Annotated in this window: 17 protein-coding genes; 12 read left to right on the top strand and 5 right to left on the bottom strand. The window is 71.8% G+C overall.

Annotated features, from left to right (window positions below):
• Positions 1 to 165: 165 nt before the first annotated feature.
• Positions 166 to 2,328: a transketolase gene (gene tkt / locus AOM01_RS09080; RefSeq protein ID WP_082110133.1), complete on the bottom strand. Its 2,163-nt coding sequence runs from the start codon at positions 2,326 to 2,328 to the stop codon at positions 166 to 168.
• Positions 2,329 to 2,387: 59 nt separating this feature from the next.
• Between tkt and AOM01_RS09085 the strand changes: the two genes are divergently transcribed.
• The 11 genes from AOM01_RS09085 (at position 2,388) to der (ending at position 11,606) form a co-directional block, all read left to right on the top strand.
• Positions 2,388 to 3,341, top strand: a complete 954-nt coding sequence (locus tag AOM01_RS09085) for a heme o synthase (RefSeq protein WP_082110134.1) — start codon at positions 2,388 to 2,390, stop codon at positions 3,339 to 3,341.
• Positions 3,342 to 3,344: 3 nt separating this feature from the next.
• A complete protein-coding gene (locus AOM01_RS09090) occupies positions 3,345 to 4,262 on the top strand; it encodes a site-specific tyrosine recombinase XerD (protein ID WP_062292209.1) in 918 nt (305 codons plus the stop codon).
• Positions 4,263 to 4,294: 32 nt separating this feature from the next.
• Positions 4,295 to 5,110, top strand: a complete 816-nt coding sequence (locus AOM01_RS09095; RefSeq protein WP_062292212.1) for a ParA family protein — start codon at positions 4,295 to 4,297, stop codon at positions 5,108 to 5,110.
• Position 5,111: 1 nt separating this feature from the next.
• Complete coding sequence (locus tag AOM01_RS09100; RefSeq protein ID WP_062292215.1) at positions 5,112 to 5,972, top strand: segregation and condensation protein A; 861 nt, start codon at positions 5,112 to 5,114, stop codon at positions 5,970 to 5,972.
• A 5-nt stretch (positions 5,973 to 5,977) separates the two neighbouring features.
• Positions 5,978 to 6,514 carry an SMC-Scp complex subunit ScpB gene (gene scpB / locus AOM01_RS09105; RefSeq protein WP_174441891.1) on the top strand — a complete coding sequence of 179 codons (537 nt, stop codon included), beginning with the start codon at positions 5,978 to 5,980 and terminating at the stop codon, positions 6,512 to 6,514.
• On the top strand, positions 6,514 to 7,263 hold the full coding sequence (locus AOM01_RS09110) for a pseudouridine synthase (protein WP_062292220.1): 750 nt from the start codon (positions 6,514 to 6,516) through the stop codon (positions 7,261 to 7,263). Before scpB ends, AOM01_RS09110 begins: the two co-directional genes overlap by 1 nt.
• Positions 7,264 to 7,324: 61 nt before the next feature.
• Positions 7,325 to 7,687, top strand: a complete 363-nt coding sequence (aroH, locus tag AOM01_RS09115; RefSeq protein ID WP_062292223.1) for a chorismate mutase — start codon at positions 7,325 to 7,327, stop codon at positions 7,685 to 7,687.
• A gap of 7 nt (positions 7,688 to 7,694) precedes the next feature.
• Complete coding sequence (locus AOM01_RS09120; RefSeq protein WP_062292226.1) at positions 7,695 to 8,741, top strand: prephenate dehydrogenase; 1,047 nt, start codon at positions 7,695 to 7,697, stop codon at positions 8,739 to 8,741.
• Positions 8,738 to 9,433, top strand: coding sequence for a (d)CMP kinase (cmk, locus tag AOM01_RS09125; protein ID WP_062292229.1), 696 nt, complete (start codon positions 8,738 to 8,740; stop codon positions 9,431 to 9,433). The genes AOM01_RS09120 and cmk overlap by 4 nt, the downstream gene beginning before the upstream one ends.
• Complete coding sequence (locus AOM01_RS09130; RefSeq protein ID WP_062292231.1) at positions 9,430 to 10,128, top strand: lysophospholipid acyltransferase family protein; 699 nt, start codon at positions 9,430 to 9,432, stop codon at positions 10,126 to 10,128. Before cmk ends, AOM01_RS09130 begins: the two co-directional genes overlap by 4 nt.
• Entirely contained in the window at positions 10,125 to 11,606 is a 1,482-nt protein-coding gene (der, locus tag AOM01_RS09135; RefSeq protein ID WP_062292234.1) for a ribosome biogenesis GTPase Der, read from the top strand. The genes AOM01_RS09130 and der overlap by 4 nt, the downstream gene beginning before the upstream one ends.
• Before the next feature lie 31 nt (positions 11,607 to 11,637).
• On the opposite strand, the gene AOM01_RS09140 is transcribed toward der, so the two are convergent.
• From AOM01_RS09140 to AOM01_RS09150, 3 genes are read right to left on the bottom strand one after another with little or no spacing between them, the layout of a single operon-like run.
• A complete protein-coding gene (locus AOM01_RS09140; protein ID WP_062292238.1) occupies positions 11,638 to 12,063 on the bottom strand; it encodes a DUF1801 domain-containing protein in 426 nt (141 codons plus the stop codon).
• Between the two features lie 4 nt (positions 12,064 to 12,067).
• Positions 12,068 to 12,838 carry a glycerophosphodiester phosphodiesterase family protein gene (locus AOM01_RS09145; protein WP_228374265.1) on the bottom strand — a complete coding sequence of 257 codons (771 nt, stop codon included), beginning with the start codon at positions 12,836 to 12,838 and terminating at the stop codon, positions 12,068 to 12,070.
• A complete protein-coding gene (locus AOM01_RS09150; protein ID WP_062292240.1) occupies positions 12,835 to 13,761 on the bottom strand; it encodes a serine aminopeptidase domain-containing protein in 927 nt (308 codons plus the stop codon). Before AOM01_RS09150 ends, AOM01_RS09145 begins: the two co-directional genes overlap by 4 nt.
• Positions 13,762 to 13,851: 90 nt before the next feature.
• Between AOM01_RS09150 and AOM01_RS09155 the strand changes: the two genes are divergently transcribed.
• A complete protein-coding gene (locus AOM01_RS09155; protein WP_062292242.1) occupies positions 13,852 to 15,204 on the top strand; it encodes an MFS transporter in 1,353 nt (450 codons plus the stop codon).
• 135 nt (positions 15,205 to 15,339) lie between these two features.
• Here AOM01_RS09155 and AOM01_RS09160 read toward each other — a convergent pair whose 3' ends face one another.
• Entirely contained in the window at positions 15,340 to 16,764 is a 1,425-nt protein-coding gene (locus AOM01_RS09160) for an HNH endonuclease (RefSeq protein ID WP_169746540.1), read from the bottom strand.
• Positions 16,765 to 16,911 lie beyond the last annotated feature (147 nt).

Below are 16,911 nucleotides of genomic sequence, written 5' to 3' on the forward strand. Positions count from 1 at the left end.
GTAACCTTCCAGGGGGGACGTCGAGCCAGGTGGCTGTGCTCCCGCCATCCTATTGCGGGCGGACGATGCGGTGGCGCCACCTGCTGAGATGGGCGTCGCCCGGCGCGGGGCGGGGACACGAAAGGGGGCCCCGCGAGCGGGACCCCCTTCCGTGTGGACGATGCGTCAGCCGGCGGCGGCGATCGACTCGCGGGCGACCGCGGCGACGTTCTCCGCGTTGAAGCCGTACTTCTTCAGCAGCAGCGCGCCGTCGGCGGACTCGCCGAAGTGGTCGACCGACACGGTGCGTCCCGCGTCGCCGACGACCTCGCGCCAGCCGAGCGCCGAGCCGGCCTCGACGGACACGCGCGCCTTGAGTGCCGCCGGGAGGACGGACTCGCGGTACTCGGCGTCCTGACGTGCGAAGCGCTCGCGCGACGGCATCGACACCACGCGGGCCTTGACGCCCTCGCCGGCGAGGATCTCGCGGGCGCCCAAGGCGACCTCGACCTCCGAGCCGGTCGCGACCAGGAGCACGTCGGCGTCCTCGTCGGCACCCGCGAGCACGTAGGCGCCCTTGAGGACGCCCTCGGTCGAGGTGCCCTCGAGCACGGGAAGGTTCTGGCGCGACAGGATGATCGCCGAGGGGCGGTCGGTCGTCTCCAGGATCGCCTTCCACGCGGCCGCGGTCTCGTTGGCGTCCGCGGGACGGATCACGTCGAGGCCGGGGATGGCGCGCAGCGTCGCGAGGTGCTCGATCGGCTGGTGGGTCGGGCCATCCTCACCAAGGCCCACCGAGTCGTGCGTCCACACGAACGTGGTGGGGATCTGCATGAGCGCGGCGAGGCGCACCGAGGCACGCATGTAGTCGGAGAACACCAGGAAGGTGCCGCCGTACACGCGGGTAAGGCCGTGCAGCGTGATGCCGTTCATGATCGCGCCCATGCCGAACTCGCGGATGCCGAAGTGCAGCGTGCGGCCGTACCACTCGGCGTTCGGCCACGAGTGGGTGGCGCGGCGCGGGGGCAGGAACGACGGCTCGCCGCCCATGGTGGTGTTGTTCGAGCCGGCGAGGTCGGCGGAGCCGCCCCACAGCTCGGGCAGCACCGGCGCGAGGGCCGTGAGGACCTTGCCCGAGGCGGCGCGGGTCGCGACCTTGCTGCCGACCTCGAAGGTGGGCAGCGCATCGTCCCAACCCTCGGGGAGGGTGCGGGTCACCAGGCGCGACAGGAGGGCGGCGCGCTCGGGGTTCTCGGCCTCCCAGCGCGAGAACTGCGCGTTCCACTCGGAGTGCGCGGCGGCGCCGCGCTCCTTGACCTGGTGCATGTGGGCGAGCACCTCGGGCTCGACCGCGAAGGACTGCTCGGGGTCGAAGCCGAGCACCTCCTTGAGGCCCGCGACCTCGGCGGCGCCGAGCGCGGAGCCGTGCACGCCGCCCGAGTTCTGCTTGGTGGGCGACGGCCAGCCGATGATGGTCGACAGCTTGATGATCGAGGGCTTGCCGGTCTCGGCCTTGGCGGCCTCGATCGCGTCGAAGAGGGCCTGCGGGTCCTCCTGGTAGCCGTCCTCGGTCACCCAGGACACCGACTGGGTGTGCCAGCCGTAGGCCTCGTAGCGGCCGAGCACGTCCTCGGTGAAGGAGATGTCGGTCTCGTGCTCGATCGAGATCTTGTTGTCGTCCCAGATGAGGATGAGGTTGCCGAGCTCCTGGGTGCCGGCGAGAGCCGACGCCTCGTGCGCGACACCCTCCTGGAGGCAGCCGTCGCCCGCGATGACGTAGACGAAGTGGTCGAACGGCGAGGTGCCGGGGGCCGCGTTCGGGTCGAGAAGGCCGCGCTCACGGCGCGCGGCCATCGCCATGCCGACGGAGGAGGCGATGCCGGTGCCCAGGGGTCCGGTGGTGATCTCGACGCCGTCGGTGTGGCCGTACTCGGGGTGGCCGGGGGTGAGGGAGCCCTCGGTGCGCAGCGCCTTCAGGTCGTCGAGGCCCAGGTGGTAGCCGGACGCGAACAGCTGGAGGTACAGCGTCAGCGAGGAGTGACCGGCGGAGAGCACGAAGCGGTCGCGGCCGAGCCAGTGCGAGTCCGCCGGGTCGTGGCGCATGACGTTCTGGAACAGCAGGTACGCGGCGGGCGCGAGCGAGATCGCCGTGCCCGGGTGGCCGTTGCCGACCTTCTCCACGGCATCGGCGGCGAGGACGCGGAGGGTGTCGACGGCGCGACGGTCCGTGTCGGTCCAGTTGATGGTCACAGGGGTCTCCCTTGACAGGTGTGCGGGTACGGGGGCCAGCCTACCCGGGCGCCATCCCTTTGTAGGACGTTCACATTGGCCGATCGGGGTTGATCTCATGGTGCGAGACGCGCGGGCGAGGGACCCTGGTCCCGGTGTGCGCGGTTACACTTGTCCGCATGCCGACCGCCACCTCCGAGGCTCATGCCGCCGTGCCCGTTGCGGCCCCTCGTCGGGTGGCGTCGACCATCGGCGCGTACGTCGCGCTGACCAAGCCTCGGATCATCGAGCTGCTGCTCGTCACCACCATCCCCACGATGGTGCTCGCGGCCGACGGCTGGCCCTCGCTGGGCCTCCTGGTGGGCACGCTGGTGGGCGGCGCGCTGTCCGCCGGCGGCGCCCAGGTGTTCAACAGCTACCTCGACCGCGACATCGACGCGCTGATGAAGCGCACCCGCCGTCGCCCCCTGGTGACCGGCGCGGTCTCCGAGCGCGGCGCGCTCGTGTTCGCGTGGGTGCTGTCCGTCGTCTCGACGCTGTGGTTCTGGCTCATCGTGGGCTCGCCGCTCGCCGCGGTGCTCAACGTGGTCGCGATCGTCGGCTACGCGGTGGTCTACACGATGATCCTCAAGCGCCGCACCGCGCAGAACATCGTGTGGGGCGGCATGGCGGGCTGCATGCCCGTCCTGATCGGCTGGGCGGCGGTCACGCAGGAGCTGTCCTGGACGCCCGTCCTGCTGTTCCTCATCATCTTCTTCTGGACGCCGCCGCACTACTGGCCCCTGTCGATGAAGTTCAAGGGCGACTACGAGCAGGCGAGGGTGCCGATGCTCCCCGTGGTCGCCCCGGTGCGCAAGGTCGCCGTCGAGATGGTCGGCTACGCCGCCGCGATGGTCGCGACCAGCCTGGTGCTCGCCTGGGTCGCGGACATGACCTGGGTGTACGTCGCGGTCGCCGCGGCCGCGGGTGCGTGGTTCCTGACCGCGTGCGTGCAGCTGTACCTGCGTGCGAAGACGGGAGCGACCAAGCTCCGCGAGATGCGGCTGTTCCACGCCTCGATCACCTACCTGTCGATCGTGTTCGCGGCGGTGATGGTGGACCCGTTCCTCGCCGACGTCCTCTCGGTCCGCTGACGCATGCTCGAGCGGCAGCGTGACGCGTACCTCGCGCACGTCGCCGTCGAGCGCGGCCTGAGCCCGAACACCGTCGCCGCCTACCGGCGAGACCTCGACCGCTACACCGCGTTCCTCGCGGCCCGTGGGCTCGACGACCTCAAGGACGTCGCGCGCGAGGACGTGTCCGCGTTCGCCCAAGGGGTGAGCACCGGAGCCGACGGCGGACGCGCGCTCGCCCCGGCATCGGCCTCCCGCACCGTGGTCGCGATCCGCGGCTGGCACCGCTTCGCCGTCCTCGAGGGCTGGACGGTCGCGGACCCCTCGGCGCAGGTGAAGCCCCGCGCGATCCCCAAGCGGCTGCCCAAGGCGATCCCCATCGACGACGTCGCGCGCATCCTGGCCCAGGCGGGCGCGGGCGACGGCGGCACCCCGCTGCGCGACCGCGCCCTGCTCGAGCTCGTCTACGCGACCGGCGCGCGCATCTCGGAAGCCGTGGGCCTCGACGTCGACGACCTCGAGCTCGCGCCGGGGGAGGAGACCGTGCTGCTGCGAGGCAAGGGTCGCAAGGAACGGATCGTCCCCGTGGGCGGGTACGCGGTCGAGGCGCTCGACGCGTACCTGGTGCGGGCGCGCGCGACCTTCGCGCAGGCGGGCGCCGGCACCCCGGCGCTGTTCCTCAACACGCGCGGTGGGCGCCTCTCGCGCCAGTCGGCGTGGGCGATCCTGCGGGCCGCCGCCGAGCGGGCGGGCGTCGAGGACGTGTCCCCGCACACCCTGCGCCACTCGTTCGCGACGCACCTGCTAGGTGGCGGGGCGGACGTGCGCGTGGTGCAGGAGCTGCTGGGCCACGCCTCCGTGACGACCACCCAGATCTACACGCTCGTGACGCGCGACACGTTGCGCGAGGTGTACGCCGCGACGCACCCGCGCGCCCGCTGAGCGGCGCCGTCACCAACCGGTAAGGTTGGCGCGTGACCGACTTCCCTGCACCCGAGCCTCTCGACAGCCACGGTCCCGCGCGAGTCATCGCGCTGTGCAACCAGAAGGGCGGGGTGGGCAAGACCACCACGTCGGTCAACCTCGCCGCCGCGCTCGCCGAGTACGGCCGCAAGGTGCTGCTCATCGACTTCGACCCGCAGGGCGCGGCCTCCGCAGCGCTCGGCATCAACGCGGACGCGCTCGAGAGCACCGTCTACAACCTGCTGATGGAGACCGGCGTCTCCACCCGTGAGGTCATCCTCGAGACCAAGGTGCCCGGGCTCGACCTGCTGCCCGCGAACATCGACCTGTCCGCGGCGGAGGTGCAGCTGGTGGGCGAGGTCGCCCGCGAGAGCGCGCTCGCCCGCGCGCTCCGCCCCGTGCTCGACGACTACGACGCGATCCTCATCGACTGCCAGCCGTCGCTCGGCCTTCTCACCGTGAACGCGCTGGTCGCGGCCCACGGCGTGGTCATCCCGCTCGCCTCCGAGTACTTCGCGATGCGCGGCGTCAAGCTGCTGGTCGACACCATCCGCAAGGTCCAGGACCGTCTCAACACGCGCCTCACCATCGACGCGATCGTCCCGACTCTGTACGACGGCCGTACGCTCCACGCCCAGGAGGTGGTCGAGCGGGTGCGCGACGCGTTCGCCGGCCAGGTCACCGACACGATGATCCACCGCACCGTGAAGTTCCCCGACGCGACCGTCGCGGCGGAGCCCATCACCACGTTCGCCCCGTCGCACGCCGGCGCCGAGGCCTACCGTCAGCTCGCCCGCGAGCTCGTGGCGCGCGGGGTCGCCGCCTAGCGTGACCACCGAGGTCGCTGCGGAGGCCCCCCGGGGCTTCGAGGTCCACCTCGACAACTTCGAGGGACCGTTCGACCTGCTCCTCAGCCTGATCTCGAAGCATCAGCTCGAGATCACCGAGGTGGCGATCGCGCGCGTCACCGACGAGTTCCTCGCGACCATCGCCGCCCGCGAGGACGACTGGGACCTCTCGCAGGCCTCCGAGTTCCTGGTGGTCGCGGCCACGCTGCTCGACCTCAAGGCCGCACGCCTGCTGCCGCAGGGCGAGGTCGACGACGTCGAGGACCTCGAGCTGCTCGAGGCCCGCGACCTCCTGTTCGCGCGCCTGCTGCAGTACCGCGCCTTCAAGCAGGCCGCCGCCGCGTTCGAGGGCATGCTCGCCGCGCCTCGCCGGGTGCCCCGCGACGTCACGCTCGAGCCGGAGTTCGCGATGCTGCTGCCCGAGCTGGTGTGGACGGTGACCCCGGAGCAGCTCGCGCAGCTCGCGGCGCACGCGCTGCAGCCCAAGGCCGCACCCATGGTGAGCATCGCCCACCTGCACAACCCCGCCGTCAGCGTCCGCGAGCAGGCGGCGCTCATCACGCACCGCCTGCAGCGCGAGGGCGCGGTCACGTTCCGCTCGCTCGTGCGCGACGCGGACGGCACCCCCGTGGTGGTCGCGCGCTTCCTCGCGCTGCTCGAGCTGTTCCGCGAGGCGGTGGTCGCGTTCGATCAGGTACGCTCCCTCGGCGAGCTGACGGTCCGGTGGACCGGCGGCGAGACCGCCGTCGAGGTGTCGGCGGAGTTCGATGAGGACGATGCCCTGGGCGTCGCCTCCGAGGCCGCCGGGATCGCGCGGAGCACGGATGGGGAGGGGCTGTGAGCCCGATGGAGCTGCGGGGCGCGCTCGAGGCCGTCCTCATGGTGGTCGACGAGCCGGTGCCCGCCGCGGAGCTCGCCGCCGCCGTCGAGGTGCCCGTGGCCGAGGTCACCGCGGCGCTCGAGTCCCTGCGCGACGAGTACGCCGACCCCGACGCGCCGCGCGGCTTCGAGCTGCGCGAGGTCGACGGCGGCTGGCGCATCTACTCGTCGCGGCTGTACGCGGACGTGGTGGGCCGGTTCATCGTCGACGGCCAGTCGGCGCGCCTGTCGCAGGCCGCGCTCGAGACCCTCGCCGTGGTCGCGTACCGCCAGCCCGTCACGCGCGGCCAGGTGTCCCAGATCCGCGGCGTCAACGTGGACTCCGTCATGAAGACGCTGTCCGCGCGCGGGCTCGTCACCGAGGTGGGGGAGATGTCCGGCGCCGTGCTGTACGGCACCTCCACCGAGTTCCTCGAGCGCATGGGGATGTCCAGCCTGGACGACCTGCCGCCGCTCGCGCCGTACCTGCCCGACCTGGCAGACATCGATGGGGAGGGCCGCTGATGGCCGAGCTCGAGATCCACCGTCCCGAGGGGATCCGGCTGCAGAAGGTGCTCGCCTCGGCGGGCGTCGGATCGCGCCGCAAGTGCGAGGAGCTGATCGAGCGCGGCCGCGTCCGCGTCGACGGCGAGGTGGTCGACCAGCTGGGCGTGCGCGTCATCCCCGAGGAGGTGGTGATCGAGGTCGACGGCGAGCGCATCATGGTCGACGCGAGCCACGTCACCGTGATCCTCAACAAGCCGTTCGGCGTCGTGAGCACCATGAGCGACCCGCAGGGTCGCCCCGCGCTCGACCAGTTCGTGTCGAACTACGAGGAGCGGCTGTTCCACGTGGGCCGCCTCGACGCCGAGACCACCGGCCTGCTGCTGCTCACCAACGACGGCGACCTCGCGAACCGTCTCGCACACCCCACGCACGGCGTGTCCAAGATCTACGTCGCCAAGGTGAAGGGCCGCGTCTCCAAGCACCTGTGCACGCAGCTCAAGCAGGGCGTCGACCTCGAGGACGGCCCCGTGCGCGCGACGGCGTGCCACATCCTCGACGTGGCCGGCGACTCGTCGCTGGTCCAGGTGGAGCTCCACGAGGGTCGCAACCGGATCGTGCGCCGCATGCTCGACAAGGTCGGGCACCCGGTCCTCGAGCTGGTCCGCACGCAGTTCGGCCCCATCCGCCTGGGCACCCTCGCGCCCGGCGAGGTCCGCGAGCTCGGGCCCGTCGAGGTGGGCAAGCTCATGGACGCCGCCGGGATGTAACGGTCCCGGCGGGGTCAGGGCGCGCCCGGCGGGCACCCTGCCAGCCGATACGATGGTCGCCATGACTATCCGTGCGATCCGTGGCGCCATCACCCTGGACCGCGACGAGAAGGACCACCTGCACGAGCGCACCATCGAGCTGATCGAGGCGCTGATGCGGGAGAACGCCCTCACCACCGACGACCTCATCTCGGTGATCTTCACCTGCACGCCCGACATCCACAGCGACTTCCCGGCCGCCGCCGCCCGGGCGCTCGGCTTCGGTGCCGTGCCGCTCATGTGCGCGCAGGAGATGGACGTGCCCGGCGCGCTCCCGCTGGTGGTGCGCGTGATGATGCACGCCCACCTCGACCGCCCGCGCGACGAGATCTCGCACGTGTACCTCCGCGACGCCGTCAGCCTGCGCCGCGACCTCGCCCAGTAGGAGCACCATGTCTCCGCGCACGCACATCATCGGCGCCGGCCTGATCGGCGCCAGCCTCGGCATCGGGCTGACCGCCGAGGGCTGGGCCGTCACCATCGAGGACAACGACGCCGAGGCGCAGGCGCTCGCCCGCTCGATCGGCGCCGGCGCCGCACTCACCGAGGCCGCGCCCGAGCTCGTCATCGTCGCCGTCCCCCCGTCCGCCGCTGCCGCCGTCGTCGCGGCGGCGCTCGGTCGGTACCCGGATGCGATCGTCACGGACGTGGCGAGCGTCAAGGCCCCCATCGCCGCCGCGGCCCACGCGACCGGCGCATCGTCCCGCTACGTGGGCTCGCACCCGATGGCGGGCCGCGAGGTCTCGGGCGGGCTGGGCGCGCAGGGCGACCTGTTCAAGGCGCGCCCGTGGGTGCTGTGCCCCAACGGCGCCACCGCGGAGGCCGTCGCGCTGGTCGCGCGGGTGCCCGAGGCGCTGCAGTGCGACGTGGTCACCATGGAGGCCGAGGCGCACGATGCCGCGGTCGCCCGCGTCTCGCACGCGCCGCAGGTCGCGGCGTCCGCCGTCGCGGCGGCCCTGGGCATCCTCCACGCCGACGACGTCGCCCTCGCGGGCCAGGGCCTGCGCGACGTCACCCGCATCGCGGCCTCGCTGCCGGGCATGTGGGCGGACATCGCGCGCCTCAACCGGTCGCACCTGGTCGAGACCCTCGACCACATCATCGCCGACCTCGAGGAGGTGAGGGAGGCCGACGACATCGGCGAGGCCCTCACCGACCTCATCGACCGCGGCCGCTTCGAGGTCGCGCGCATCCCCGGCAAGCACGGCGGGGCCACGCGCGACTGGACGCCGGTCACTGTCATCGTCCCCGACACCCCCGGCCAACTGCTGCGCCTGCTCGCGCACACGGCCGAGGTGGAGGTCAACATCGAGGACATCGCCATCGAGCACTCGCCGCGGCAGCCGGTGGGACTCACCACGCTCTACGTGCTGCCCACGCGGGCGCCCGACCTGGTCGCGGCGCTCGAGCGGCAGGGTTGGGAGATCGCTGCATCATGACCGGAATCTCGATCGCGATCGACGGCCCCGCGGGGACCGGCAAGTCGACGGTGGCCAAGGAGGTCGCGCGACGGCTCAAGCTCGCGTACTTCGACACGGGCGCCACGTACCGCGTCGCCACGCTGTGGTGCATGCGCGAGGGCGTCGACTTCTCGGTGGAGGACGACGTCACCGCCATGGTGGAGACCATGAACGTCGCGCTGGTGCTCGACCCCGCCAACCCTCGCGTGCTGCTCGAGGACGAGGACGTGTCCTCGCTCATCCGCACCGATGCGGTCGCGCTCACCGTCTCGAAGGTGGCGACCAACCTCGAGGCGCGCGCCGCGCTGGGCCGCTGGCAGCGGGAGGTCATCGCGCACGAGCTCGAGGGCGGCTACTCCGACGGCCGCGGCATCGTCTCCGAGGGTCGCGACATCACCACGATCATCGCCCCCGAGGCCGAGGTGCGGATCCTCATGACCGCCGACGAGGAGATCCGCGTCGCCCGCCGAGCCGGCGAGGGCGCGGACCTCGCCACGGTCCGCGAGGCCGTGCTCGGCCGCGACAAGAAGGACTCCACCGTGGTGTCCTTCCACACCGCCGCCGACGGCGTCCACACGCTCGACACCTCCGACCTCACCATCGAGGAGGCGGTCCAGGCCGTGCTCGACCTCGTGGCGGAGGTGCGGGGGGACGATGCGGTGAGCGGGTGACCCAGGACGTCCCCTCCCGGTGGGGGCCGCGCTGGTCCCGGTGGATCGGCAGGTTCCTCGCGCGGGTGCTGTGGCGCACCGAGGTGCGCGGGCGCGGCAACGTGCCCGCGACGGGCGCCGCGATCATCGTGTGCAACCACGTGGGGCTGATCGACGGCCCCGTGGTGCACGGGGTCATCCCGCGCGGCTCGCACTTCCTCATCCGTGAGGGCATGATGACGGGCCCGCTCGGCGCGATCCTCCGGGCCGCGCAGCAGATCACGGTCGAGGGCTCGGGGCGTGACGCGCTCGCGCGGGGCCTCGCGGTGCTGCGCCGCGGCGACGTGGTGGGCGTGTTCCCCGAGGGCACGCGCGGCGCCGGGACCGCGGAGGCCGTCCACGGCGGCGCCGCGTGGCTCGCGATCCAGTCGGGCGCGCCCGTGGTGCCCACCGCGATCGTCGGATCGCGGCACACGGGGGAGTCCGTGAACGTGTGGCCCAAGCCGGGACGCCGCATGGTGGTCGCGTTCGGCGCGCCGGTGGTCCTGGAGCCTCCGGCCGACGTGCGCGGAGGCCGCGCGAAGCACGCGTGGGCGGCCGAGAGGCTCGCCGAGGCGCTGCGCGACCAGGTGGCCCGTACCCTTGACACATCAGACCTCGAGCTTCCGCTCGACGACCCGCGCCGTGAAGGCCGCGAAGAGAAGGACCACGCATGACGGACGAGCAGCCGCTTCCGGCCCCCCACGAGTCGGACGCGCCCGAGACGCTCGACGAGATCCGCGAGGCCGCGCTCCGCGCGGGTCTCGAGGAGTACGACCTCACCCCCGAGGACCTCGCGGACCTCACCGGCGAACCGCTGCCCGAGACGGAGGAGGCGCTGCCGGTCCTCGCGATCGTCGGGCGCCCCAACGTGGGCAAGTCGACGCTGGTGAACCGCATCATCGGCAAGCGTCTCGCGGTGGTCGAGGACAAGCCGGGCGTCACGCGCGACCGGGTCGCCTACCGTGCCGAATGGGCGGGCCGCGACTTCACGCTGCTCGACACGGGCGGCTGGGAGAAGAACGTCACCGGCATCGACCTGTCGGTCGCCCAGGCCGCGGAGGCCGCGATCGAGATGGCCGACGCCGTGCTGTTCGTGGTCGACGCCATGGTCGGCGCGACCGCGACGGACGAGCAGGTGGTGCGCCTGCTGCGCAAGGCCGAGAAGCCCGTGGTGCTCGCCGCCAACAAGGTCGACGGGCCGCAGGGCGAGCTCGAGGCCGCGGCGCTGTGGAACCTGGGCCTCGGGGAGCCCTACCCCGTCTCCGCGCTGCACGGCCGCGGCACGGGCGACCTGCTCGACGCCGCGATGGCGATCCTGCCCACCGAGCTCGAGCAGGTCCAGATCGACGAGCACGCGCCGCGCCGCATCGCGCTGGTCGGGCGCCCGAACGTGGGCAAGTCCTCGCTGCTCAACAAGCTCGCGGGCACGGAGCGCGTGGTGGTCAACGAGCTGGCCGGCACCACGCGCGACCCGGTCGACGAGCAGGTCGAGATCGGCGGGCGTCCGTGGACGCTGGTCGACACGGCCGGCATCCGCCGCCGCGTCCACATGACCAAGGGAGCGGACTTCTACGCGTCGCTGCGTACCCAGACCGCGATCGAGCGCGCCGAGATCGCGCTGGTGCTGCTCGACTCGTCGACGCCGCTGACGGACCAGGACCTGCGCGTGGTGCAGCAGGTGGTCGACGCGGGTCGCGCCATGATCTTCGTGTTCAACAAGTGGGACCTGATGGACGAGGATCAGCGGTTCCTGCTCGAGCGGTCCATCGAGAAGGACATGGTGCAGCACTCCTGGGTGCCCCGCATCAACCTCTCCGCGAAGACCGGCTGGCACACCAACCGCCTGCTGCCCGCGATCGATCTGGCCCTGTCGAGCTGGGACCTCCGCGTGTCCACCGGCAAGCTCAACTCGTTCCTGGGCGAGCTGGTCGCCGAGCACCCGCACCCGGTGCGCGGCGGCAAGCAGCCCAAGATCCTGTTCGCCACGCAGGCGTCGACCCGTCCGCCGCGCTTCGTGATCTTCGCCTCCGGGTTCCTCGACCCGCAGTACCGCCGCTTCATCGAGCGTCGCCTGCGCGAGAACTTCGGCTTCGAGGGCACGCCCATCCAGATCTCGGTGCGCGTGCGCGAGAAGCGGGGCAAGCGCAAGTAGCGCGGCGCGCCACCCTCGGCACGGGTGGCGGTCAGGCGAGCGCGTCGTAGTCGCCCCGGGCGAAGGCGATCTCGACGAGGTCGTTGAGGATCTCGAGGTCGATGCCGTCGAGGCGCTTCACGTAGACGCAGCCCTTGCCCTCGGTGAAGGCCCCGAGGCGGGGGAGCAGGCCGGCGCCCTCGGGCGTGTCCTTGAGCCCGTAGAACGTGAGCTGGGCCTTGCGTGGTGAGAACCCGACCGCGGGCATGTCGCCCTCGCGACCGGTCGCGTAGCGGTAGTGGAGCGATCCCCAGCCGATGATCGACGGGCCCCACATCACGGGTGCCGCGCCGGTGGCGGCGGTGAGGAGCGCCACCACGCGTTCCGCCTCCTCGCGCCGTCGCGCGGGCTCGACCCCGGCGACGAAGGCCTCGACGGGCACGTCGGTGGGCACGGTCTTGGGGGTGCTGTCCGCCACCGTCTCACCATAGGCCCCGCGACCGGAGGACGTCGCGCAGGAGGTCCGCGCGGTCGGACACGATCCCGTCGATCCCCGCATCCAGCAGCGTCTCCATCTCGGTGCGGGCGTTGACGGTCCACACGTGCACCACCTTGCCCAGGTCGTGGGCGAGGCGGACGTGGCGCTCGTTGAGCACCGGGACGGGCCCCACGCGCCAGGGGATCTGGAGCCCGTCGACGTCGGTGAGCGAGCGCAGCGTCCCGAGGCGCGCGAGCCCGCCCACCAGGAACCGCGCGGCCTCGGAGGTCCCGGCGCTGGTGGCGACGGGTCGGCTGAGGCGAGCGACGGTGGCCCGGCGGCGTTCGGCGGAGAAGGACGCGACGCAGACGCGGTCGTGCGCGCCGGTGCGCTCGATGGCGTCGGCGATGGGCACGATGCCGGACTCGGCCTTGACGTCGATGTTCACCCGGAGCTCGGGCCAGGTCCCCAGGACGTCCTCCAGCAGCGGCACCGGTTCCACGCCCCCGATCCGGGCCTCCTTGACCCGCGACCACGGCAGGTCGGCGACGTCGCCCTCGGCGTCGGTGGTGCGGTCGAGCGAGGCGTCGTGCAGCGCGACCGCGACGCCGTCGACGGTGCCGTGCCCGTCGGTCTCGACGTACGAGTAGCCCAGGTCGACCGCGGCCTGGAACGCCGCCATCGAGTTCTCGAGTCCGTCGAGCGAGAATCCGCGGTGCGCGAGCGCGGCGAAGGGCGCGTCGAAGTACGGGTGGTCGGGTCGCATGAGGTTCATGGGATCGCCTTCGGGAGCCAGGAGCGGATCGCGTGCAGGTAGGCCGCACGCGGTACGGGGGAGGACAGGGACAGCTCGTGGACGCCGCCGGTGATGACGGCCTCGGTGACGTCGGTTCCCAGACGCTGCGCGTGGCGGGCGATCGCGCGGACGTCCACCACGGTGTCCTGGAAGCCGAGCAGCGGGTTGTCCGGGTGGTCGGGACCGCTCGAGTGCGATCGGGCGACCAGGACCGGCACACGGATGTCGAGGCCTCGTGCCACCCGCGCCTGGGCGCGCCGGATGGCGGCGAGCCACCCCGCACGGACGGGCACCCCGAGCGGGGTCTTCCACGTGGTGTCGAACTCCCACGCGCCGCCCTCGGGCTCGAGCAGCCGCGTCGCGTAGTGGGAGGGCTGCTGGTGGAGCACCGCCAGGGGGCGGGCACGCGCGATCATCGGGACCGCGCGGGTGGCGACGCGGTGGCCGCGCTTGGCGACGGCGGCGAAGAAGGGGCTGTCGAGGATGAGCCCCGCGAGGCTTGCGGCCGGGCGGTCGGAGGCCCAGATCGCGGCCGCGAGGCCACCATTCGAGTGGGCATGGACCACGAGCGGCAGTCCGGGGTGCACGTCCTCGATCGCCGTCGTGGCGGCGGCGATGTCGTCGCCCAGCTCGTCGATGTCGGACACGAGGTGGGGCACGTCGCCCTCGCGCAGCGACCGGCCCGCGCGGCGCAGGTCGACCGCGTAGAACGCCAGCCCCTGCTCGAGGAAGAACTCGGCCAGGTGCTCCTGGAAGAAGTAGTCGTTGTAGCCGTGCACATGGAGCACCGCTCCCCGCGGCGACGCCGGCTGGACCGTCGCCCGGACGAGCGTCGCGACCCCCAGCGGGCGCGACTCGAACCCGGCCAGCGCATCGTCCTCCCAGGTGGTGGCGTCCTCCATACCTCGATCGTGCCATCTGCGGCGCCGTCGTTCAGCGCGTGTTTGCGTGTTGGTCGCGCACAGTTCACCCGGGACCGGCACTCTTGGCGCATGACCTCCGAGGTGTCCTCGTCCACGGCGGCCCGCGATGAAGCCGGCCGCCCCGCCCACTGGGGCCGCGTGGTCGCCTGGTCGCTGTGGGACTGGGCGGTGCAGCCGTTCAACACCGTCATCATCACGTTCGTGTTCGTGGCGCTCTACCTGACGTCCGATGCGTTCATCGACCCGGAGCTCGCGGCCTTGCCCGAGGGTGACGCGGCGCGCGAGGCGGCGCTGTCTCAGGTGGCGTCCAACCTCGCGTTCGGGGTCACCATCGCGGGCGTGCTGGTCGCTCTGCTGGCGCCCGTCCTGGGCCAGCGGGCCGACACGTCGGGCCGCCGCAAGGCATGGCTCGGGGTCTCCACCCTCGCGGTGATCGCGTGCATGCTCGGGCTGTTCTTCGTGCAGGCGGACCCCGCGTACTTCCTGCTCGCGGTGGCGCTCATCGGCATCGGCAGCGTGTTCGGCGAGATCGGCGGCGTCCACTACAACGCGCTGCTCGCGCAGGTGAGCACGCGCGAGAACGTGGGTCGGGTGTCGGGACTCGGCTGGGGCCTCGGGTACCTGGGCGGCATCGTGGCGCTGGTGATCGTGGTGGTCGCCGACGGCGCCGACTGGTGGGGTCTCGACACCTCCAACGGGCTCGCCTACCGCCTCATCGCGCTGGGCTGCGCGCTGTGGGCCGTCGCGTTCGCGTGGCCGGTGTTCGCGTTCGTGCCCGAGGCGCCTGCCACCGGCCGCCCGAAGGTGTCGCTTCTCGGCAGCTACGTGCGACTGTGGCGTGACCTGCGTGCCCTGTGGCACGACTCCCGGCCGACCCTCTGGTTCCTGGTCGCCAGCGCCATCTACCGCGACGGACTCGCCGGCGTCTTCACGTTCGGCGCGATCATCGCGGCGCGGGCCTACCACTTCAGCGACCAGGAGGTGGTGATCTTCGGGATCGCGGCCAACCTCGTCGCGGGCCTGGCGACCATCCTCGCGGGGCGCGTCGACGACTGGGTCGGCCCGCGCACCCTCATCATCTGGTCGCTCGCGGGGATGATCCTCGCGGGCTTCGCGGTGGCCTTCCTGCATGACCTCGGATCGATCGTGTTCTGGGTCGCGGGCCTGGTCCTGTGCCTGTTCGTGGGGCCCGTGCAGTCGGCGTCGCGCTCGCTGCTCGCGCGGGTGAGCCCGCGAGGCAAGGAGGGGGAGATCTTCGGCCTCTACGCCACCACGGGTCGCGCGGTGTCCTTCCTCGCGCCAGCGCTGTACGGCGTCGCGATAGCCATCACTGGTGCGGTGATCTGGGGAGTGCTCGGGATCATCACGGTGGTGGCGCTGGGGCTGGTGGCGATGCTGTTCGTGAGGATCGACGCGAGGTAGTCGCCGCGGCCACGCGGGACGATGCGCGGGCTGGGTGGCGCGCCCTCGCGGCGCTTGCGTCGGGTGCGGATCAGGGCTGCCTGGACGTGGCTGTGCGGCGCCGCCTGGGAGGGGTGGCGCCGCGGGGCGGGTGAGCTATTCGGGTGGCGTGCCGGAACTATTGCTGTGGGTGGTGGCCTTCTTGTTCCAGGGTCGGGGGGTGCCGAAGCGTGCTCGGCCGCCTTGCCAGGGTGTCCGCGTGGGGTCGACGGTGGCGGGTGGGATGAACCAGATCTCGGTGTCGGTGGCTCTGATCTGCCAGCCCTGATCATGGATCACGTGGTGACAGTGGGAGCAAAGAAGTGCCCCGTTGGACAGGTTCGTGGGGCCGCCTCTGGACCAGAAGATGATGTGGTGAGCCTCCACCCATGCCGGGGGTGCTCCGCACTTCGCACAGCCGCCGTCACGCTCGCCCAGGGCGATGCGTTGGGCCTTGGAGAAGGGGTAGATGCGGTGTCCGAGCTTGAGCAGCTCGCCCTTGTCGCCGATGAGGGCGGGCACGATGATCGCGGTGGCGGCCATGCGCAACGCGATGCTCATCCCGATCGGGGTGGCACAGCCGTCGACCTCAGCTAAACCTGTGCCGGATTCGAGGTCGGCTGCGGTGGCGCGGACGACGACGGTGGTGGTGCCGAACAAGGCGGTGGTGGTCTCACAGCCCAGGGCGTGACGGGCGAGGTCCGCTAGCGCGTCGGCTCGCATCTGCTCGGTGGTGCGGACGTCCTCGCCGGGGGTGTTGCGGCTGGCGTGGATCGCGTCACCGACGCGCTTGCTCAACGCTGCTTGTAGGGGTGCGGCGGTCTCGGGATCGAGCACGCCGTGGAGCTCGACCATGCCCTCACGGTTGTTCCAGATCTTCAGATACCGTTCCCGACGCTTCTGGGCCAGCGTGCGCTCATGCTGCTCCACGTCCAGCGCGGCCTTGAAACCGCGCACGATCGAGGCGAACTTGCCCGAATCCAACCCCTGGGCGCGCTTGACGAGGTCGGCTGCGGCCTCCTCCTTCGCCTCATCCGTCACGTCCTCCGACAGCGAGTCGAGCATGATGAGGATCTGCGACCCACAATCCGCGGAGATCAGCCCATCGTGGAGAGCCTCGGTCACGATCGCCCGATACCGCACCTGAGGGGTGGGCTGAGGGTCCTGGGGGTCGGGCGGATCGTTGTCCTCGGGATCATCCGGATCGGGACCGTCATCGGGATCGTCAGGATCCGGCTCATCGGGATCGGGACCCGGATCAGGCTTGGGCTTGCCGCCCTTCTCACGCTCCTCGAGTGCCCGTCCGACCTCGATCAGCCGGACCGCCTCGGCCTTGTGCGTCCCCATCCGCGACGCCACCAGATCAGCCGCGCTCCGGAAGCCGTGATGCTTCGCGAGCCCACCCCCGGGCACATCGGACTGGACCTCGATATCGCGCGCGGTACGCGCGAGGACCAGATCCATCTCGTGCGCCACCTGCGCCGCCGCACCCAACCGCTCCACCGCATCAGGCGAGCCGCCCACCGAAGCCAGCGCACGCATCGTCCCCACCGCCACCCGAGCATCCACACACGCCGACGCGAACCCGGCGCCAGAGCCGCCAGGCAAGTCGTCGAACAGGTGTGCTGCATCCATATGACCATCACACCAGAGGGGTCTGACATTCCCGACAATCCGGACAAGCGCAGG

Source organism: Demequina phytophila (genome assembly GCF_000971135.1).
In the GTDB taxonomy this organism is placed as follows: domain Bacteria; phylum Actinomycetota; class Actinomycetes; order Actinomycetales; family Demequinaceae; genus Demequina; species Demequina phytophila.

Excerpts from the sequence above, each read along its gene's own strand:
- AOM01_RS09145 (WP_228374265.1), bottom strand. The coding sequence starts at position 12,838 with ATGAACCTCATGCGACCCGACCACCCGTACTTCGACGCGCCCTTCGCC.
- tkt (WP_082110133.1), bottom strand. The coding sequence starts at position 2,328 with ATGAGATCAACCCCGATCGGCCAATGTGAACGTCCTACAAAGGGATGG.
- der (WP_062292234.1), top strand. The coding sequence starts at position 10,125 with ATGACGGACGAGCAGCCGCTTCCGGCCCCCCACGAGTCGGACGCGCCC.
- AOM01_RS09155 (WP_062292242.1), top strand. The coding sequence starts at position 13,852 with ATGACCTCCGAGGTGTCCTCGTCCACGGCGGCCCGCGATGAAGCCGGC.
- AOM01_RS09110 (WP_062292220.1), top strand. The coding sequence starts at position 6,514 with ATGGCCGAGCTCGAGATCCACCGTCCCGAGGGGATCCGGCTGCAGAAG.
- cmk (WP_062292229.1), top strand. The coding sequence starts at position 8,738 with ATGACCGGAATCTCGATCGCGATCGACGGCCCCGCGGGGACCGGCAAG.
- AOM01_RS09090 (WP_062292209.1), top strand. The coding sequence starts at position 3,345 with ATGCTCGAGCGGCAGCGTGACGCGTACCTCGCGCACGTCGCCGTCGAG.
- AOM01_RS09085 (WP_082110134.1), top strand. The coding sequence starts at position 2,388 with ATGCCGACCGCCACCTCCGAGGCTCATGCCGCCGTGCCCGTTGCGGCC.
- AOM01_RS09160 (WP_169746540.1), bottom strand. The coding sequence starts at position 16,764 with ATGCGTGCGCTGGCTTCGGTGGGCGGCTCGCCTGATGCGGTGGAGCGG.
- aroH (WP_062292223.1), top strand. The coding sequence starts at position 7,325 with ATGACTATCCGTGCGATCCGTGGCGCCATCACCCTGGACCGCGACGAG.
- AOM01_RS09150 (WP_062292240.1), bottom strand. The coding sequence starts at position 13,761 with ATGGAGGACGCCACCACCTGGGAGGACGATGCGCTGGCCGGGTTCGAG.
- scpB (WP_174441891.1), top strand. The coding sequence starts at position 5,978 with ATGGAGCTGCGGGGCGCGCTCGAGGCCGTCCTCATGGTGGTCGACGAG.
- AOM01_RS09120 (WP_062292226.1), top strand. The coding sequence starts at position 7,695 with ATGTCTCCGCGCACGCACATCATCGGCGCCGGCCTGATCGGCGCCAGC.